The following is a 16,628-nucleotide window of genomic DNA, read 5'->3' as shown; positions in this document are numbered from 1 at the left end:
TGACCAATGACTAATGACCAATGACTAATGACCAATGACTAATGACCAATGACTAATGACCAATGACCAATGACTCAAATCTATCTTAAGAGAGAAAACTAACAAAAAAAAGCAGACTCACGTTTCAATCATAGGGGTGATTTAAGTTTTATACTTTACCTCAATAATGTAAAAAGCTTAACAAAAAAGAGGTCATAAATATGCTATTGACTCATCTGAAAAACTCTCTAAAAAATTCTTTAAAAGTAGTCATTACTGCTTGTCTGAGTCTGTTTTTATGTATTTTAATAGTTAATCCTGCTGTGGCTACTATTGTCAATCCCCCCGATATGGGTGAGGCCAGCTTAAATGCTATTCAGGACAAAACTGATCGTGCCGCTAGTGAAAATCCCTATGCGACTCAAGAAAGAGCAAGAACCCAAGATCGCAAAAAAGGGTTAAATCTAGTTCAGGAGGATGCTGACAAAGAGAATATGTATAATGAAGGAAGTTCTAAAGATGATAGATCTATCACCCAAAAAGTAGAAAATGCTCTAGAAAAGATCACCGGGGCAGATAAAGATAAGGACTAAAAACTTTGGGATCAGTTGTTGCCATAAGTTAAAAAAACACCAATAATTATAGTGAATCGACTAATAGTTAACAAAAAATTTCCCCCTCAATCCTATTGAATAGGAAGATAAAGGGGGAATAAATTTGTATTTTAAGGCTAAAGACTAAAACCGGAAAAACTACTCAGCCGCTTCCCCGCCAACCACCACATCTCGAATTCTTAAACTCGGACCGGCGGCTCCTACTGCTAACCCACTTTGTCCACCTTTGCCGCATCCTCCCGACTCATCCCAGTAAAAATCATCGCCAATGGCCTCAATATTGGCTAAAGTTTTAAACACATTGCCCGAGAGGGTAACATCTCGCACCGGTTCAGCAATCTTACCATTGCGAATCATCCAAGCTTCGCCAGCGCTAAAGGTAAACATTTCACCATTCGTCATCCCCCCTAACCAATTGCGAGCATAAACCCCCTCTTTAATATCATCAAACAAATCCTCAACCGGGGTTTTCCCTCGCTCGATCCAAGTATTAGTCATGCGAACAATGGGCGCAAAATGATAATTCAGACAACGAGCATTGCCTGTGGGTTGTTCTCCTAACTTGCCGGCCGTTTCTCGGGAATGCAAGCGCCCCACTAAAACCCCATCTTTAATTAACTGAGTCGTAGTAGCGGGGGTGCCTTCATCATCATAATAGTAACTGCCTCGATGACCTTCGGGTGCAGCCCCATCAAAAATCTGCAATTCTTCTGGGCCAAAACGTTTTCCCATACTCATCACTTCTAAGAGATCAGGGTTTTCATAGAGCATATCCGCTTCCGAAAGATGCCCAAAGGCTTCATGCACAAACAAACCCGTCAAAATAGGATCAATCACAACGCGATAAGTATTTCCTTTGACTGGCGGCAAAACAAGCGCCTCTACTGCCCGTTGTGCTGCCCCCCGTACCTGTTCCTCGAGATTGGTTAAATCTTCATATCCGCGACGAGATCCCGTCGTTTCTCGACCCGTTTGCACCGTTTCACCGTTCCGGGCGGTAGCCGAAAAACGCATTTCTAAATCATTCCAAGACTGTTCTATTAAAGTTCCTTCTGAAGTAGCGATCAGGATATGTTGGGCACTGTCTCCGTATCGCACCGTAGTAGTGGTGATTTTATCGCTGTAGCTTTTGAGGAGGTCGTTATAGCGATCACAGAGGGCTTTTTTCTCGGCGAGGGAAACCTGACGGGGATCTCTCCCTATTAACGGCAATTGACAAACGATCTCTACCGGCTCAACCGGGGCTAATAGCGTTTCTTCATCCCCGATCATTTTAGCCGCTCCTATAGCTTCTTCTATGCGTTGAGCTAAGGTCGATAACTGATTAAAACTAGCAAACCCCCACCCCCCTCGATGACAGACTCTCACTTGTCCACCAATAGCGATCCCTTCGCTGAGGGTTTCTACCTTATCCCCTCGTAAAAGTATACTGCTTCCTTGGGACTGTTCAAGACGAATGGTAATCAAATCTGCGTGATCGCGGTAGCGCTTAATTAAGTCAGTGACGAGATTTTTACTTTCGGTGATGAGATTAGACATATTTGCTTCGCAAATCAGCTATATTAATAGATTAAACACTGATGATTTCAAGGAGAATTTACTAACACAAACCCTCGGCTTTTATTAGAAGCTTGATCTAAAGTTCTAATGGCTTGCCAAAGTTCGGAGGCGCTTACCCAAACCGGCGGGTATTTATAACGAGCCACATCTAAAATCAGAAAACGATCAGTTTCTTTATTATAGGCAGCAATAGGAGAAATATGACCGCCTCTTTCCTGATGAAGGGTAGAGCGCAAATAATTGACGATGACATAGTTATTGGGTTGTTCTAAATTTTTCATCACTAATTGACGAAACTGCTCTAAGCTTACCTCACTGCCATAATAGACTTTAACCTTGAGAGAATAACTTTCTAGAAGTTGGCCTAACTGTTGTAGCGTCATTCCTTGTCGTGACACCTGTTCGGCTGTGATAATTTGTGAGGTTTTCGGGTTATCAAAAAGATTCGTCTGAGTAAAGGCATGATAAGGTTTATGGACGGGGTCTTCTGGGGCAGAAATACCAAGGGCATTCAGCACCATAACTATACTCGCCACACCACACCACGCCGGGTTTTCCTGAGTTAAAAAATGAATACTGAGGGGAAAATAGTCTTGTCTGGCCTTGCTTTGGAGTAGTAACTTTTCGCCTTCAGTGGAGTTAAAATTAATCAGGTTAGGAGCAAGAGGTAAGGTTTGTCCTAAGAGTTTCTCAACGGTTAAACCTAGTGCTACGATAATTCCTGGCAAGGTACAGAAGATAAGTTTTGATCGTCGGTGTAACCTCATGCTCAATATTCCTATTAGAAAGCGCTATCTTTTAATTAGAGCATTTTTCCTGGTTTTATAGAAACTGTCCAGAAACTTTTTTAACATCAGCACTTGCCTATTTAACTGTTACCGCTTTTTCCATCAAACTGAACCGGAAAAATTCATGAGTATTACCATTGCTGGCTACCAATTCCTAGAAACTCTTTATGATGGTTCCACTACCCAAATTGCTCGTGGTATCAGAGAATCAGATGCCGCCCCGGTAATTATTAAAACCCTTAAAGTTGAGTATCCTACCCTAGAACAACTGAGCCGCTTAAGATACGAATATCAGACGCTAACCCGTTTAGACCTAGAAGGAATCGTTAAACCTTTAGCTCTTTTAAGCTATCATAATGGTTTGGCCTTAATTTTCTCAGATTTCGCGGGAGAACCTCTAAAAAAACTGATTAACCCTTCATCTTTAGACTTAAATATTTTTTTAGAAATTGCCCTTCAATTATCTTCAATTGTGGGACAGTTACACGAAAATAATATTATTCATAAAGACCTCAAGCCTGATTATATACTGGTGCGAAACGCGTTCGGTCCCCCAGTCAATCTCAAAACCCTTGAAGTTAAAATTATCGACTTTAGTATTGCTTCATGCTTATGGCGAGAAACACAAACCAATAACAACCCCAATTTATTAGAAGGCACTCTCCCCTATATGTCACCGGAACAAACGGGGAGAATGAACCGTTCTATTGATTATCGAACTGACTTTTATTCCTTGGGAGTTACTTTTTATGAAATGCTCACAGGTCAGCTTCCCTTTCAAGCTCTCGATCCGTTAGAATTAATTCACTGTCATATTGCCAAAGCTCCCGTCCCGTTAGACCAAATAAAAAACATTCCCTCATCACTATCAGATATTGTTATAAAATTATTAGCCAAAACGGCAGAAGAAAGATATCAAAGTGCTTGGGGATTAAAAGCCGATTTAGAAAAATGTGCAAATCAATGGCAAAAAAGGGGGAAAATAGAACCTTTTTTAGTAGGACAATTGGATCAGAGTAGCCAATTTGTTCTGCCTCAAAAACTTTATGGACGCGAAAAAGAAATAACTCTTTTAATGGATGTGTTTAAGCGAGTCAGTCTTGGCGCAACCGAACTGATGTTAGTGAGTGGTTATTCAGGCATTGGCAAATCTTCCTTAGTGCAGGAAATTCATAAACCAATTATCGAAGCAAGAGGTTATTTTATCTCGGCGAAGTTTGATCAATTTAAGCGCAATATTCCCTATGGTTCTCTCATTCAAGCTTTCCAAGAATTAACGCGGCAACTATTAACAGAAAGTGCCGAGCAATTAGCCGCTTGGAAAACCCAATTCAAAAAAGCTTTAGGCAGTAATGGACAGGTGATCATTGATGTTATTCCTGAAGTAGAACTGATTATGGGTACTCAGCCGCCTGTTCCTGAATTAGTTTCGCCAGAAGCTCAATACCGTTTTAATCGAGTTTTTTATCAATTTATTAATTTATTTCTTCAAAGCAATTCCCCTATAGTTTTATTTTTAGATGATTTGCAATGGGCGGATTCTGACTCTTTAAAATTGATTAAATTATTGATGTGTGATGCGGATAGTCAATACCTGTTATTGATAGGAGCTTATCGAGATAATGAAGTGAATCCCACTCATCCCTTAATGTTAATGTTAGAAAAGGTTGAAAGCCTGGGGGTAAAAGTCAACAACATTGTGCTAGAACCTTTAAAACTCGATGAAGTCAATAAATTGGTCAGCGATACAGTGCATTGCAATCCGCTAAAAACACAAGCTTTAGCAAAATTATTATTAAAAAAAACGGCAGGAAATCCTTTTTTCTTAACTCAATTACTGAAGTCTTTATATGAAGAAAAATTATTGAAATTTAATTTTAGCCAAGGCTATTGGCAGTGGAATATTGACCAACTTAAAGAAATTCAAATAACGGATAATGTGGTCGAATTGATGACCAATCAAATTCAAAAACTCTCGCCAAAAACTGAAAATATATTAAAATTAGCGGCTTGTATTGGCAATAAATTTACCCTAGATATTCTGAGCATTGTTAATGAAAAATCCCCTTCAGAAACCGCGTCAGATTTATGGGAATCTTTACAAGCCGGTTTAATTGTTCCTCTTTCTGAAGCTTATAAAATCCCCCTGGTGATCGATTTTCAAAACCCGGTGTTTTTGCCAGTTGAACCTTTAAAAGTGAGCTATAAATTTTTACATGACCGCGTGCAACAAGCCGCTTATTCTCTCATTCCCGATGCTCATAAAAAAGAAACTCATCTCAAAATCGGTCAACTATTACGAAAAAACACGAGCTTTGAAGAACAAAAAGAAAATATTTTTACTTTAGTAAACCAACTGAATTATGGAAGAGAATTACTCTGCCTAGACTCAGAAAAATATGACCTAGCCCAACTCAATCTGATAGCCGGACAGAAAGCCAAAATAGCCACCGCCTATGAGTTTGCTATGAACTATTTTAATCTAGGTTTAAGCTTATTGACCCAAGAGAGTTGGCAGCAACAATATGAACTGACATTAACTTTACATCAAGAAGCGGCAGAAACAGCTTTTCTGAGCGGTGATTTTGAGCAAATGAAGCAATTAACACAAGAGGTATTAGAACAAGCCAAAACACTGCTAGACCGAGTAAAAATATATCAAATCCACATTAAAGCTTGTGAAATCCAACGAAAACTCCTCAAAGCCGTCAAGCTTGGACTGCAAGTTTTAGAAATGTTAGACATCAAACTTTCTTCATCTCCTTCCCTAGAAGATATTCAGCAAGCTGTCAAGGAAACCACCGCCAATTTAGCCGAAAAAACCCGAGAAGATTTAATCAATTTACCCTTAATGACAGACAGTAATAAACTAGCCGCATTAGGAATTATAGCCTGTTTAATACCGGCGGCTTTTCAGTCTGCGCCTGAACTATTTATTTTAATGATGTGTCAAGAAGTCAATTTATCAATCAAATATGGAAATGCTAAATTTTCCGCCAGTGGTTTTGCTGATTATGGAGTCTTTTTAAGCGGCGTAGTTCAAGACTTAGAAGGGGGTTATAAATTTGGACAATTGGCTTTAGATTTGTTATTAAAATTAGATGCTCGTGAGGTAAAAAGTCAGACCCTTTTTAAAGTAGCCACCTTTACTATCCATTGGAAATATCATCTTAAAGAAACTTTAGGGCTTTTAGATGATGCCTATTCTAGTGGGCTGGAAAATGGAGATTTAGCTCATGCGGGATATGCAGCCAGCCATAAATGTCAATATTTATATTGGATTGGTTTAGATTTAAAAAGTTTAGAATCTGAAATGGCCACTTATAGCAAAGCCATCGCTCAAATTCATCAAGAAACAGCCTTGAAGTGGCATCAAACTTTTCATCAGGCCGTTTTGAACTTATCAGGCGGCGTTGAAAATCCCTGTATTTTAAGGGGGGAAGTTTACAATGAGACGGAATTATTACCCCTCCATATTCAAGCCAATGAGCGCACCCTTATTCACTATGTCTATCTTAATAAATTAATTTTGTGTTACCTATTTGCCGATTTTAATAGCGCGGTGGAAAATGCGGCAAAAGCTCAAGAATTTTTAGATGGAGGAATCGGCTTGATTAATGTCCCGTTATTCTATTTTTACGATTCTTTAGCACAACTCGCTATCTATCCATCAGTGCCATCTTCGCAACAAGAAACCCTCTTAACAAGCGTCAATCAGAATCAGCAAAAAATGAAAAAATGGGCCGACTCAGCGCCGATGAATTTTCAGCATAAATATGAACTGGTAGAGGCTGAAAAAGCTCGGGTATTAGGTGAATACAGACAAGCAATGGAGTATTATGATAGCACCATAGCCGCCGCCAAAGAACAGGAATATCTTCAAGAAGAAGCCTTAGCCAACGAACTCGCGGCTGCCTTTTATTTTCAACGGGGAAGAGAGAACCTGGCCAGAGACTATCTCACTCAATCTTATTACTTGTATCTTCAGTGGGGAGCCATGAGTAAAATCAACCATTTAGAAGAGAAATATAGCCATATTTTTGCGAAAAAAGGCCAAGATTTACAGCCGTTTATTGCTCCGATAACGGATAATCCAATCATGCTAGATTTAGCCACAGTTATGAAAGCGGCACAAGCCCTATCTAGTGAAATATTTTTAGATAGTCTCTTGAAGAAATTAATGCAAATTTTGCTAGAAAATGCCGGAGCAAGAAGGGGGTTTTTGATTTTAGAAAAAGCGGGTAAATTTTTTATCGAAGCGGCGGGCAGTGTAGAATCTAATGAAATTGAGGTACAACAATCTCTGCCGGTAGAAACGAGCCAAAAACTGCCGTTATCGCTGATTAATTATGTTGCCCAAACGAGAAAAAATATTGTTTTAAATGATGCAAGTCAGGAAGGCGTTTTTACCAAGGATGGTTATATCATCAATCAACAGCCAAAGTCGGTTTTATGTATCCCTATTGTGCATCATGCTAAACTGATCGGAATTCTTTACTTAGAAAATAATTTAACTCCGGGTGCTTTCACCCCGCAACGGGTAGAAGTGTTAAAATTGTTGTCCTCTCAGGCGGCAATTTCTCTGGAAAATGCCCGTCTTTATCGAGATTTAGCCAGTGCTAATGCTAAATTACAAGCTTCTCACCAACAATTAGAGGCAAAAGTCAAAGAGCGAACTCAACAGTTAGAAGAAAAAAATTTACAGCTAGAACAGGAAGTTCGAGAGCGCCAACGAGCCGAAGAAATTGCTGAGGCTGCTAACCGTGCTAAAAGCGAATTTCTCGCGAATATGAGTCATGAACTTCGGACTCCTCTCAATGGCATATTAGGTTACGCCCAAATCTGTAAAAAAGATAAAAACTTAAATGAGCAACAAAAGAATAGAATAGAAATTATTCATCAATGTGGGGAACATTTGTTAACTTTAATTAACGACATTTTAGATATTTCTAAAATCGAAGCCCGAAAAATGGAACTTTGTCCTACAGATTTTTATTTTGGGGATTTCCTGAGAGGAATTCTAGAAATTTGCCAAATAAAAGCAGAACAAAAAGGAATTTCCTTAATTTTCCAACCCCTTTCTTCATTGCCAAAAATTGTTCAGGTTGATGAAAAGCGACTGCGACAAATTTTGATTAACTTACTTAACAATGCCGTAAAATTTACCGAAAAAGGGTCTATAACATTTAAAGTAAGCTATCAAAAAGGAAAAGTTAATTTTCAGGTGGAAGATACAGGTATTGGCATTGCCCCCAATCAATTAGAAGAAATCTTTTTACCCTTTCAGCAAGTAGGAGAATATAGCCGCAAAACTGAAGGGACTGGGCTGGGACTATCCATTAGCCGTCAATTAGCTCAGATGATGGGAGGAACCATTACCGTCAAGAGTTCTCTAGGCAAAGGCAGCATTTTCTCATTAGATTTAGATTTACCTGAAATAACGCTCTTAACAGAATTAAGTTCGGTTTCAGAGGTCAATATTATTGGTTTTAAAGGGAGCAAGCAAAAAGTTTTAATTGTAGACGATAAAGGAACAAATCGCTCAGTTTTAGAGAATTTATTAAAACCCCTTGGCTTTAATGTTAAAGAAGCAAAAGATGGACTAGAGGCTTTAAAATGCGCCCTCGAATTTGAACCCGATATTATTTTGATGGATTTGGTAATGCCTAATTTAGATGGCTTTGAAGCAACCCGGCAACTGAGAATGCTACCTCAGTTAAAAGAGGTTGTGGTCATTGCTACTTCAGCCAGTGTGTTTAATTTCGATCAGCAGCAAAGTTTAAAGGTTGGCTGTAACGATTTTATCCCTAAACCCATCAGAGAAAGCGAACTTTTAGAAAAATTACGGAAGCATTTAGGGCTAGAATGGATATATGAAAGTAATAAAGCAATTCGAGAACAGACACAGGAGAGAGTTTTGCCCATTGCCCTATCTTCTAATCTCTGTATCCCCCCGGCTCAAGAAATCGCTACTTTACTAGATTTGGCAAAAAGAGGCGATCTTAGAGGCATTATCCAGCACGCTACCCAATTAGAGCAAAACAATTCTCAATGGCAGCCTTTTACGAGTTATTTGTGTCAACTAGCCAAAGAGTTTAAGGGCAAACAAATTCGGGAATTTTTAAAACAATTTTAAGGAAATAACAGAGGGTTGAATGAACGATATTGCTGAAAAAAGTGTCATTTTAATTGTTGATGACACGCCAACGAATTTAGAAATGCTGCTCGATATTTTAGAAGATGCAGGCTTTAAAGTTGTGGTGGCTGAAGACGGGGAAAGTGCTATAGAAATGGTAGAATATGCGCCGCCAGACTTGATTCTACTGGATATATTAATGCCGAGATTAGACGGTTTTGAAACCTGCCGTCGCTTGAAAAGCAACCCCAAAACGGCAGATATTCCCATTATTTTTATGACGGCCTTAATTGATAACGTCGAGAAGCTCAAAGGGTTAAATCTAGGAGCCGTAGATTATGTGACAAAGCCTTTTGAACATGAAGAGGTGTTAGCCCGCATTAATATTCACCTCCGTCTGCAAAATTTGACCAAAAAGTTGCTGGAGCAAAATGAACATCTCACTCAACAAGCGGCTTTACTCAATATCACCACAGATGCCATTATGGTGCGAGATTTGGACGATAAAATTAGTTTTTGGAATCAAGGGGCAGAACATCTGTATGGTTGGCAAACCCAAGAAGTGATGGGGAAAAATATTAATAAACTTTTGTATCGAGAAAGCTACCTATCTCAACCACAAAACAATTGGAAAAATTTGATCAAATATGGTGCCTGGGAAAGTGAACTGCATCAAGTAACCAAAGAAGGCAAAGAAATCATCGTCAATAGTCGTTGGACATTAATGCGCGACTCCCTAGGAGAACCTAAATCAATTTTGATTGTCAATACCGATATTACAGAAAAGAAACAGCTTGAAGCCCAATTTCTTCGCGCTCAACGATTGGAGAGTATTGGCACTCTCGCCAGTGGCATCGCTCACGACCTTAATAATATTTTGACTCCTATTTTAGGCATCGCTCAAATCCTGCCCATGAAATTTCCCGATATTGACGAGCGCACCCGAGAACTCTTAAAAATTCTTGAAGACAATTCCAAACGCGGCAGTGCTTTAATCAAGCAAGTGTTGTCTTTTGCCCGAGGACTCGAAGGAAAGCACAGTATTTTGCAAGTGAATTATCTTCTCTCAGAAATTCAGCAAATGATGCGGCAGACCTTTCCTAAATCCATCGAGATTAGAACAAATATATCCCCCGACCTTCGTCCAGTACGTGGCGATACCACTCAACTACACCAAGTGCTGATGAATTTAGTCCTCAATGCTCGTGATGCTATGCCTAATGGGGGGATTTTAACCCTAGGGGCTGAGAATTTGTTTGTAGATGAAAGCTATGCTCGTCAGCATCTCGATGCAAAAGAGGGTCTTTATAGTGTGGTTAGCGTCTCAGATACGGGTACAGGGATAGCCCCTGAAGTGCTTGAGAGAATCTTTGAGCCTTTTTTCACCACTAAAGAGCATGGTAAAGGTTCCGGGCTAGGTCTTTCTACTGCGATGGGGATTATTAAAAGCCATAATGGTTTTTTGAGTATCAATACTAAGATGGGACAGGGGACTGTCGTTAAAGTGCATCTTCCGGCTCAGGAAAGTTTTCACACTTTTACGGCACAAAGTTTAGAACTGCCACAAGGACACGGCGAGTTATTGTTACTGGTGGATGATGAAGCGGGGATTCGAGAAACCACAAAAATCCTCCTAGAAAACTATAATTATCAAGTTTTAACGGCTAATAATGGCATTGAAGCCATTGAATTATATGCTCAGTATGAACATAAAGTCTCTCTCGTATTAATGGATATTATGATGCCTGCTATGGGGGGTGATACTGCTATTCGCACTTTGCAAAAAATGAATCCTGAAGTCAAGATTATTGGCATTAGTGGGCTGATCTCGAGTGAAAAGCTTTCCCAAGAGATGAAAATGAAAACTCAAGCTTTTTTGCCTAAACCCTATACGGCACAGGAGTTATTACATACTATTGATCTCATTCTTTCACCCTCGGGAGTATCTTGCCGATAAGTTCTGTAATTTACCTATAGTTCTCGGCTTCCTGCATCAAAAGAGTTTAAATCAGGCTCTATTCTATTTAATGGTGTATCTTGCCAACGTCTGACACAGGGAGCTAAAGTAATTAAATCTTCAATATTTCTGGTCATGGTTTCACAAATCTGCTCTAAAGGCAAATCATTGGGGTCTTTGCCAAAAGGGTTTTCGATTTCTATGCCAATTTCTTCTATGCCAAAGACGGTAAAGCTAATTAAGGCCACGATCAAGGGAGTTAACCATTCAAATTGAGCAATTAGTTGAAAGGGTAAGGTAAAACAATACAAGAGAATTAATTGCTTAAGATGAATATTATAAGCTAAAGGAATCGGCGTTTTTAGGATTCGTTCGCAAATCCCTAACACATCAACTAACTGATCCACTAATTTAAACATAGCGGTTAATTGATAAGCATTCACATATCCTCGGTCAAATTGTCGCTGTAAATAATCCCCTATCCAAAAAGCCACTTCTATAGGAGGGTTATTCATGATTTTTAATTTTTCATAGCGCAGGGGAGACATAAACGGCGCTAATTCCGAGTTAACGGGTTCGCCCCTTAAATGCAGTTTTGTCGCGATAGCAAAGGCAACTAATAACCGCAAAGTAACTATCTTTTCAGTTCTATCTTCGGGTTCACGTTCTTCTATACTCACCCAAATTGATCTAGCTAAATTCCGAACCGTATTAATTAACGTTCCCCAAGCTTTGCGACCTTCCCAAAATTTATCATAAGCGGTATTAGTACGGAAAACTAATAATAAACCTAAAACTATACTCGGAACAATTCCACTTTCTAGCGGCAAAGATAAATTGAGTCCACCTGTTTCTAATAAAGCAATAATAATACTAAATGCCCCACAGAGTAAAACTTTAGGAAGTATAGAGGGAAGAACTGAACCGTGCCATTGAAAAAGTATTCGAAACCAAACTCTTTGTTTTTGTTCTCGTTTAATTTGATTTTTCATCTGAACTATCTGCTGGAGACTCTCGCTTTAATCGATAAAAGAGTTCATTGATTACTTTATCATGTTCACTCCGCAGGCGGCTAGGCTGGGAGCAGGGCAAGCGGCAACAGTTAAGAGGTAAGCGTTTCAGGCCTTTTTAAGCGTTCATTTGTCGAAAAATTTACTGAAAAACTGAGAATTTTATGCTCAATTTCTGCGCCTAGGCTTTTAGGCAAAAGTTGTCCTTTCTCCTTGGCTCAATAAAACTTAAGTTAATTCAGACGATTTATCAGCCACCAACTCATAATTATTGCCAGAAAAATTATCATTAATAATCCTTTTTTCGGTTGGGGATTTTCAACGATAGGCGGCTTAGATTCTAAGGCTTTCCCAAACGATAAGCGGCAGCTTTTAATAATAATGAGTCAGCAAAGGCGATCGCTTCATCGGCTGAATGTCCGCCAGTGAGCAAGGCTAATTCTTCCCGCCGAGTTTGATGATTTTCTAACTTTTTGACTCGCACAACGGTACGAATTTCGGGAAATTTTAATTGTCCATTATGAGACTCTTCTTCCTGGGAATATTCTTCAATCATTTCTTTTTCTACGCGAAAATGCACGTCGGCCATCGCTGCCACTAAAGGTTGATGAGTAACACATAAGACCTGATGATTTTCACTCAGTTGATGAAGTTTCTGTGCGATCGCTTGGGCAACTTTTCCCGAGACTCCTGCATCAATTTCATCGAAAATAAGGGTTTGAGAAGGATTATCCGCACCCGAAAAACAGGCTTTTAAGGCTAAGAGAAAGCGGCTCATTTCTCCCCCAGAAGCGGTACTTGATAACGGTTGAATTTTTTCTCCGGGGTTAGGACTAAAATAAAAGATGATTTGATCAGCACCGCTTGCACTCGGGGAAATAGGAATCATCTTACAGACAAAAATGACTTTTTCCATCGCTAAGGGTTTCAATTCTTTGACCAATTGTTGCTCTAATTTTGCGGCGGCTCCTAAGCGTAGTTCGGTCAAGTTTTGACAGAGTTCGTCGAGTTTTTTTTGGGCGGCTTGATAGTCTTGTTCTAATTTTTCCAGAGATTGTTCACTGTCGTTTAATTCGCTTAGTTCCTGTTGCAATTTTTCATAATGAGAAATCACCTCAGTTAAACTTGGACCGTATTTGCGGCATATTCTTTTTAAAAGATTAATTCTTTCTTCGACTTCGGTTAATCTTTCTGGATCAGCTTCTAACCCGTCTCCATAGGCATTAATTTGTTGTCCGGCTTCTATGACTTGGGTGAGGGCGTTTCTCACCATCTCCAAAATGGAATTGATTTCTTTATCATATTCTTCCATATTTGTCAAGATTGCCTCAGCATCTCCTAGCAGATCGGCGATCGCTAATTCGCCGCTATCATTTTGGTAGAGGAGTTGATAAGCTTGGTAACTGGACTTTTGCAAGTCTACCACATGAGAGAGGCGGTCGCGTTCTTGTTGGAGTTGTTCAAGTTCATCGGCATCAGTTAAGCGAGCTTCTTCAAGTTCTTTGAGTTGATATTGCAATAAATCGAGGCGTTGTAGTCGTTGTTGTTCAGATTGGCGGCGTTTTTCTAAGGCTTGCAGGGCAGTTTTAGCGACTTCATAAGCGGCGGCTACCACTTGACGTTGGGCGAGAATGGGTTGACCGCCATAGAGGTCTAGTAAGTCGCGTTGGATGGTAGAATCCATTAATTGTACGGTTTGACCCTGTGCGGTGATTTCGACGAGAGATTCTCGCAGTTGGTTCATTAAAGATAAGTTGACTAAAACTCCGTTGAGACGACAGCGCGAACGCATAGAGTTACCCGTCAGGGAGAGTTCTCGGGTACAGACTAGCGTTCCATCTTCTAAGGGGTCAATTTCTTGGGCACTTAGCCATTGCCTTATCTTAGTATTAGTCTGGAAAGTTGCTTCTATGATGGCCTGTTGGGTTCCTTGGCGAATGAGACGGTTATTGACTTTCCCTCCTAAGACAATATCAATCGCATCTAGAATAATTGATTTACCTGCCCCAGTTTCCCCTGTGAGAACGTTTAATTTTGGGCCAAACTCTAGTTCTAGCTGGTCAATCAGGGTAAAGTTTTGAATCCTAAGTACAGAGAGCATGGAGTTTTAGATAAGCCTTAAGAATTTTGAAACCGTTGATCTTACTTTTCTAGGTTAGAAAAAAATTCGGACTTTAGGTAAATTGTTATGGCTAATCTATTATAAGCTCTCGGTTCGGTTACAATTCGTAACGTGAGTTAGCGAAATGGTGATGATAGGTTACTGGAGATGCCCAACCCGGACAATTTCCTCTTAAATGAGGAAAAAGTTCAGAAATTTTCGGTTTTAAAAAAATTTTTGCCGGAGAAGGCTGGCGCTACGGTAAAATTCTGAAAGCCTTCTGTCAAACTTCATGATAAAGTGCAAAAATGAAATGTATCTATCTTATAACAAGGAGTTTTGAGGCATGAAATACACCTTTGAACAACTCCGAATTCATTTCATCGAACATACGGTCAGCCGAGTCTCACGTGACAGCAATGCAGCAGATTTAGTGATTGCGTCTCTGCTTAATGAGTTGCAAGATGAATTGACCGGTGAAGAACGCGAAGAAGCCAAGCAACGAGTTCAATTTTTGTCTAGCGAAGCCGAGAAACTCTTAAGAAGCCGCATTCCCCACGATATTGTTTCACCGAACGTCGGCGTTGAACTCTGGGGCTATGAACAGATCGAGCCGCTATCCCCTGCTATCTACATCCATCATCATCAACCCACTCAAACGGATTTCGATCTTCAATTTCAGTTACCAGAGGGGGAAGTCTGGGCGTGGAATGTGGTTTACACTCTAACCGGACCCTACTTTGGTGTCCAAAATTCCCAGGATGGTGAGCCTGCAACCCGTTTTAGTGATTTAGGACCGATAAATTTTTTCCTCCAGACGGTTGAGGTTTTGAAGGGCTTTGCCGGGTTTGACTTGTTGGGCGACCTTAGCGTCGATAACCTCGATGGGTTTACCTTAGAGTTTGATGAGTGTCAAACCATGTATGAAGCCCTGCAACGGCAAGGCGATCAGATCGGTGCAGCTTTGTCCCAATTGATCCAGGGGGAAGAAAATTACCAGCACGCACAAGAGTTGGTTGATCTCTGGGCAAAACCCTTGGCCTCTGGCATGAAACAGGGCATTGCTCAATTCAAGCGCGGCAAAACCATCGGCTTGAGCAAGTAAGACTAACGTCAAGGAAATCGGCAGATATGGCTACGGCTCAGGGTTTTAAAGACTATTACCAGATTTTGGGAGTGGACAAGACGGCGACTGCGGATGAGATTAAAAAAGCATTCCGAAACTTGGCCCGCAAGCACCATCCCGACCTCAACCCGGATGATAAAACCGCCGAAGAGAGGTTTAAAGAAATCAACGAGGCTTATGAAGTCCTCTCAGATGAGGAAAACCGCAAAAAGTATGATCAGTATGGTCAATACTGGAAATATGCCCAGGAAGGAGCAACGCCGCCAAGGGGAGCCGCACAGCCCGATACAACGGTAGACTTCGGGGAATACGGGAACTTTGAGGACTTCATCAATGAGCTATTACACCGTTATAGCACCGGAGATCGCCAAGGCCGCCGGGTCTATCAGTATTCCACCTCACCGGATCACGGTGAAGGTCCAGAGGACTTCGATGAAGGCTACCGTTCCACCTACCACAGTTACGCACCACACCCTGACACTGAAGCGGCGATCGTTTTGACATGGGCTGAAGCTTTTAAGGGTACGGTTAAACAGTTACAATTAGAAGGGGAACAGCCCTTTAAGGTGAGGGTGCCGGCAGGAGCCAAACCAGGCAGCCGTATTCGTATTAAAGGTAAAGGCCGCATGAATCCTTTTACCAAAGAACCGGGAGACTTGTATCTGACGATCGACCTTGCCCCCCATCCGTTTTTTAAGTTTGATGATAATGACAATATTACCTGCGAAATTAGTTTGGCTCCTGATGAGGCGGTACTGGGTACCCAGTTACAGGTGCCAACACCAGACGGGTTGGTGAATCTAAAAATTCCGGCTGGAAGCAACTCCGGCCAAGTGTTGCGACTACGCGGCAAGGGCTGGAAACTGCCCAAAGGTCAACGCACCGATCAATGGGTGAAACTGAAAATTGTCACACCACCGAGTAACGAACTCAGCGAAGTGGAACGTCAGAGTTACGAAACGATTCGCAGTAACCGTCAATTCAATCCCCATGCTGATTTGGAGAGCATTACCCTATGAGCGAAGCTGATATCGATCTGTCCCAACTTGAGGTACAAGAGAGCGAAGAACGTTTTTACACCTATGAAGAGGCGGCTGGTATGGTGGCCATTTCAGTCAACCTGATCCAACGGTTGGTCATTCTCAATGTGGTTGAGTCAGACAATGCCCAACTGCGTGCTAGAGAGATTGCCCGTATTGCCCAAATCCTGCGCTTGCGTCGTGACCTCGGTGTGAATTGGGTAGGGGCGGGCATGATGCTGGATATGGCTCAGGAAATTGCTCGCTTAAAAGCCCGGTTGCGTTTATACCACTCGCCAGAGGATTGACTGGCAGCACTATGGCAAAAGGCAAGAGAC

10 protein-coding genes are annotated in these 16,628 nt (G+C 40.9%); 6 read left to right on the top strand and 4 right to left on the bottom strand.

Annotation, left to right across the window (positions count from 1 at the left end; all coding sequences use genetic code 11):
* The first annotated feature begins 200 nt into the window (after nt 1–200).
* Nucleotides 201–572: a hypothetical protein gene (locus CYAN7822_RS17785; RefSeq protein ID WP_013323644.1), complete on the top strand. Its 372-nt coding sequence runs from the start codon at nt 201–203 to the stop codon at nt 570–572.
* Nucleotides 573–731: 159 nt separating this feature from the next.
* On the opposite strand, the gene CYAN7822_RS17780 is transcribed toward CYAN7822_RS17785, so the two are convergent.
* Nucleotides 732–2,132, bottom strand: a complete 1,401-nt coding sequence (locus CYAN7822_RS17780; RefSeq protein WP_013323643.1) for a TldD/PmbA family protein — start codon at nt 2,130–2,132, stop codon at nt 732–734.
* Nucleotides 2,133–2,179: 47 nt separating this feature from the next.
* The gene (locus CYAN7822_RS17775; RefSeq protein WP_013323642.1) at nt 2,180–2,920 is read right to left on the bottom strand and encodes a phytochelatin synthase family protein; all 741 of its coding nucleotides are present in this window, start codon (nt 2,918–2,920) and stop codon (nt 2,180–2,182) included.
* Nucleotides 2,921–3,065: 145 nt separating this feature from the next.
* Between CYAN7822_RS17775 and CYAN7822_RS17770 the strand changes: the two genes are divergently transcribed.
* Entirely contained in the window at nt 3,066–9,077 is a 6,012-nt protein-coding gene (locus CYAN7822_RS17770; RefSeq protein ID WP_013323641.1) for a hybrid sensor histidine kinase/response regulator, read from the top strand.
* 19 nt (nt 9,078–9,096) lie between these two features.
* Complete coding sequence (locus CYAN7822_RS17765; RefSeq protein ID WP_013323640.1) at nt 9,097–11,034, top strand: ATP-binding response regulator; 1,938 nt, start codon at nt 9,097–9,099, stop codon at nt 11,032–11,034.
* 14 nt (nt 11,035–11,048) lie between these two features.
* On the opposite strand, the gene CYAN7822_RS17760 is transcribed toward CYAN7822_RS17765, so the two are convergent.
* Together CYAN7822_RS17760 and recN are read right to left on the bottom strand one after the other, a co-directional pair.
* Complete coding sequence (locus tag CYAN7822_RS17760; protein ID WP_013323639.1) at nt 11,049–12,026, bottom strand: bestrophin family protein; 978 nt, start codon at nt 12,024–12,026, stop codon at nt 11,049–11,051.
* A gap of 358 nt (nt 12,027–12,384) precedes the next feature.
* The gene (recN, locus tag CYAN7822_RS17755; protein WP_013323638.1) at nt 12,385–14,145 is read right to left on the bottom strand and encodes a DNA repair protein RecN; all 1,761 of its coding nucleotides are present in this window, start codon (nt 14,143–14,145) and stop codon (nt 12,385–12,387) included.
* A 433-nt stretch (nt 14,146–14,578) separates the two neighbouring features.
* Here recN and CYAN7822_RS17750 point away from each other — a divergent pair, with 433 nt between their 5' ends.
* The 3 genes from CYAN7822_RS17750 to CYAN7822_RS17740 are packed head-to-tail and all read left to right on the top strand — an operon-like array spanning nt 14,579 to nt 16,598.
* Nucleotides 14,579–15,250 (top strand): hypothetical protein, encoded by a 672-nt coding sequence (locus CYAN7822_RS17750; RefSeq protein ID WP_157871823.1) that lies wholly within the window; start codon nt 14,579–14,581, stop codon nt 15,248–15,250.
* 26 nt (nt 15,251–15,276) lie between these two features.
* Entirely contained in the window at nt 15,277–16,290 is a 1,014-nt protein-coding gene (locus tag CYAN7822_RS17745) for a DnaJ C-terminal domain-containing protein (protein WP_013323636.1), read from the top strand.
* Complete coding sequence (locus tag CYAN7822_RS17740; protein WP_013323635.1) at nt 16,287–16,598, top strand: chaperone modulator CbpM; 312 nt, start codon at nt 16,287–16,289, stop codon at nt 16,596–16,598. The genes CYAN7822_RS17745 and CYAN7822_RS17740 overlap by 4 nt, the downstream gene beginning before the upstream one ends.
* The last annotated feature ends 30 nt before the right edge of the window (nt 16,599–16,628 follow it).

Source organism: Gloeothece verrucosa PCC 7822 (assembly GCF_000147335.1).
In the GTDB taxonomy this organism is placed as follows: Bacteria; Cyanobacteriota; Cyanobacteriia; order Cyanobacteriales; family Microcystaceae; genus Gloeothece; species Gloeothece verrucosa.
This window is presented reverse-complemented; position numbering and strand designations above follow the sequence as displayed.

What these genes read in the sequence shown, in the direction of transcription:
- CYAN7822_RS17785 (WP_013323644.1), top strand. Translation starts at nt 201, where the DNA reads ATGCTATTGACTCATCTGAAAAACTCTCTAAAAAATTCTTTAAAAGTA.
- CYAN7822_RS17780 (WP_013323643.1), bottom strand. Translation starts at nt 2,132, where the DNA reads ATGTCTAATCTCATCACCGAAAGTAAAAATCTCGTCACTGACTTAATT.
- CYAN7822_RS17775 (WP_013323642.1), bottom strand. Translation starts at nt 2,920, where the DNA reads ATGAGGTTACACCGACGATCAAAACTTATCTTCTGTACCTTGCCAGGA.
- CYAN7822_RS17770 (WP_013323641.1), top strand. Translation starts at nt 3,066, where the DNA reads ATGAGTATTACCATTGCTGGCTACCAATTCCTAGAAACTCTTTATGAT.
- CYAN7822_RS17765 (WP_013323640.1), top strand. Translation starts at nt 9,097, where the DNA reads ATGAACGATATTGCTGAAAAAAGTGTCATTTTAATTGTTGATGACACG.
- CYAN7822_RS17760 (WP_013323639.1), bottom strand. Translation starts at nt 12,026, where the DNA reads ATGAAAAATCAAATTAAACGAGAACAAAAACAAAGAGTTTGGTTTCGA.
- recN (WP_013323638.1), bottom strand. Translation starts at nt 14,145, where the DNA reads ATGCTCTCTGTACTTAGGATTCAAAACTTTACCCTGATTGACCAGCTA.
- CYAN7822_RS17745 (WP_013323636.1), top strand. Translation starts at nt 15,277, where the DNA reads ATGGCTACGGCTCAGGGTTTTAAAGACTATTACCAGATTTTGGGAGTG.
- CYAN7822_RS17740 (WP_013323635.1), top strand. Translation starts at nt 16,287, where the DNA reads ATGAGCGAAGCTGATATCGATCTGTCCCAACTTGAGGTACAAGAGAGC.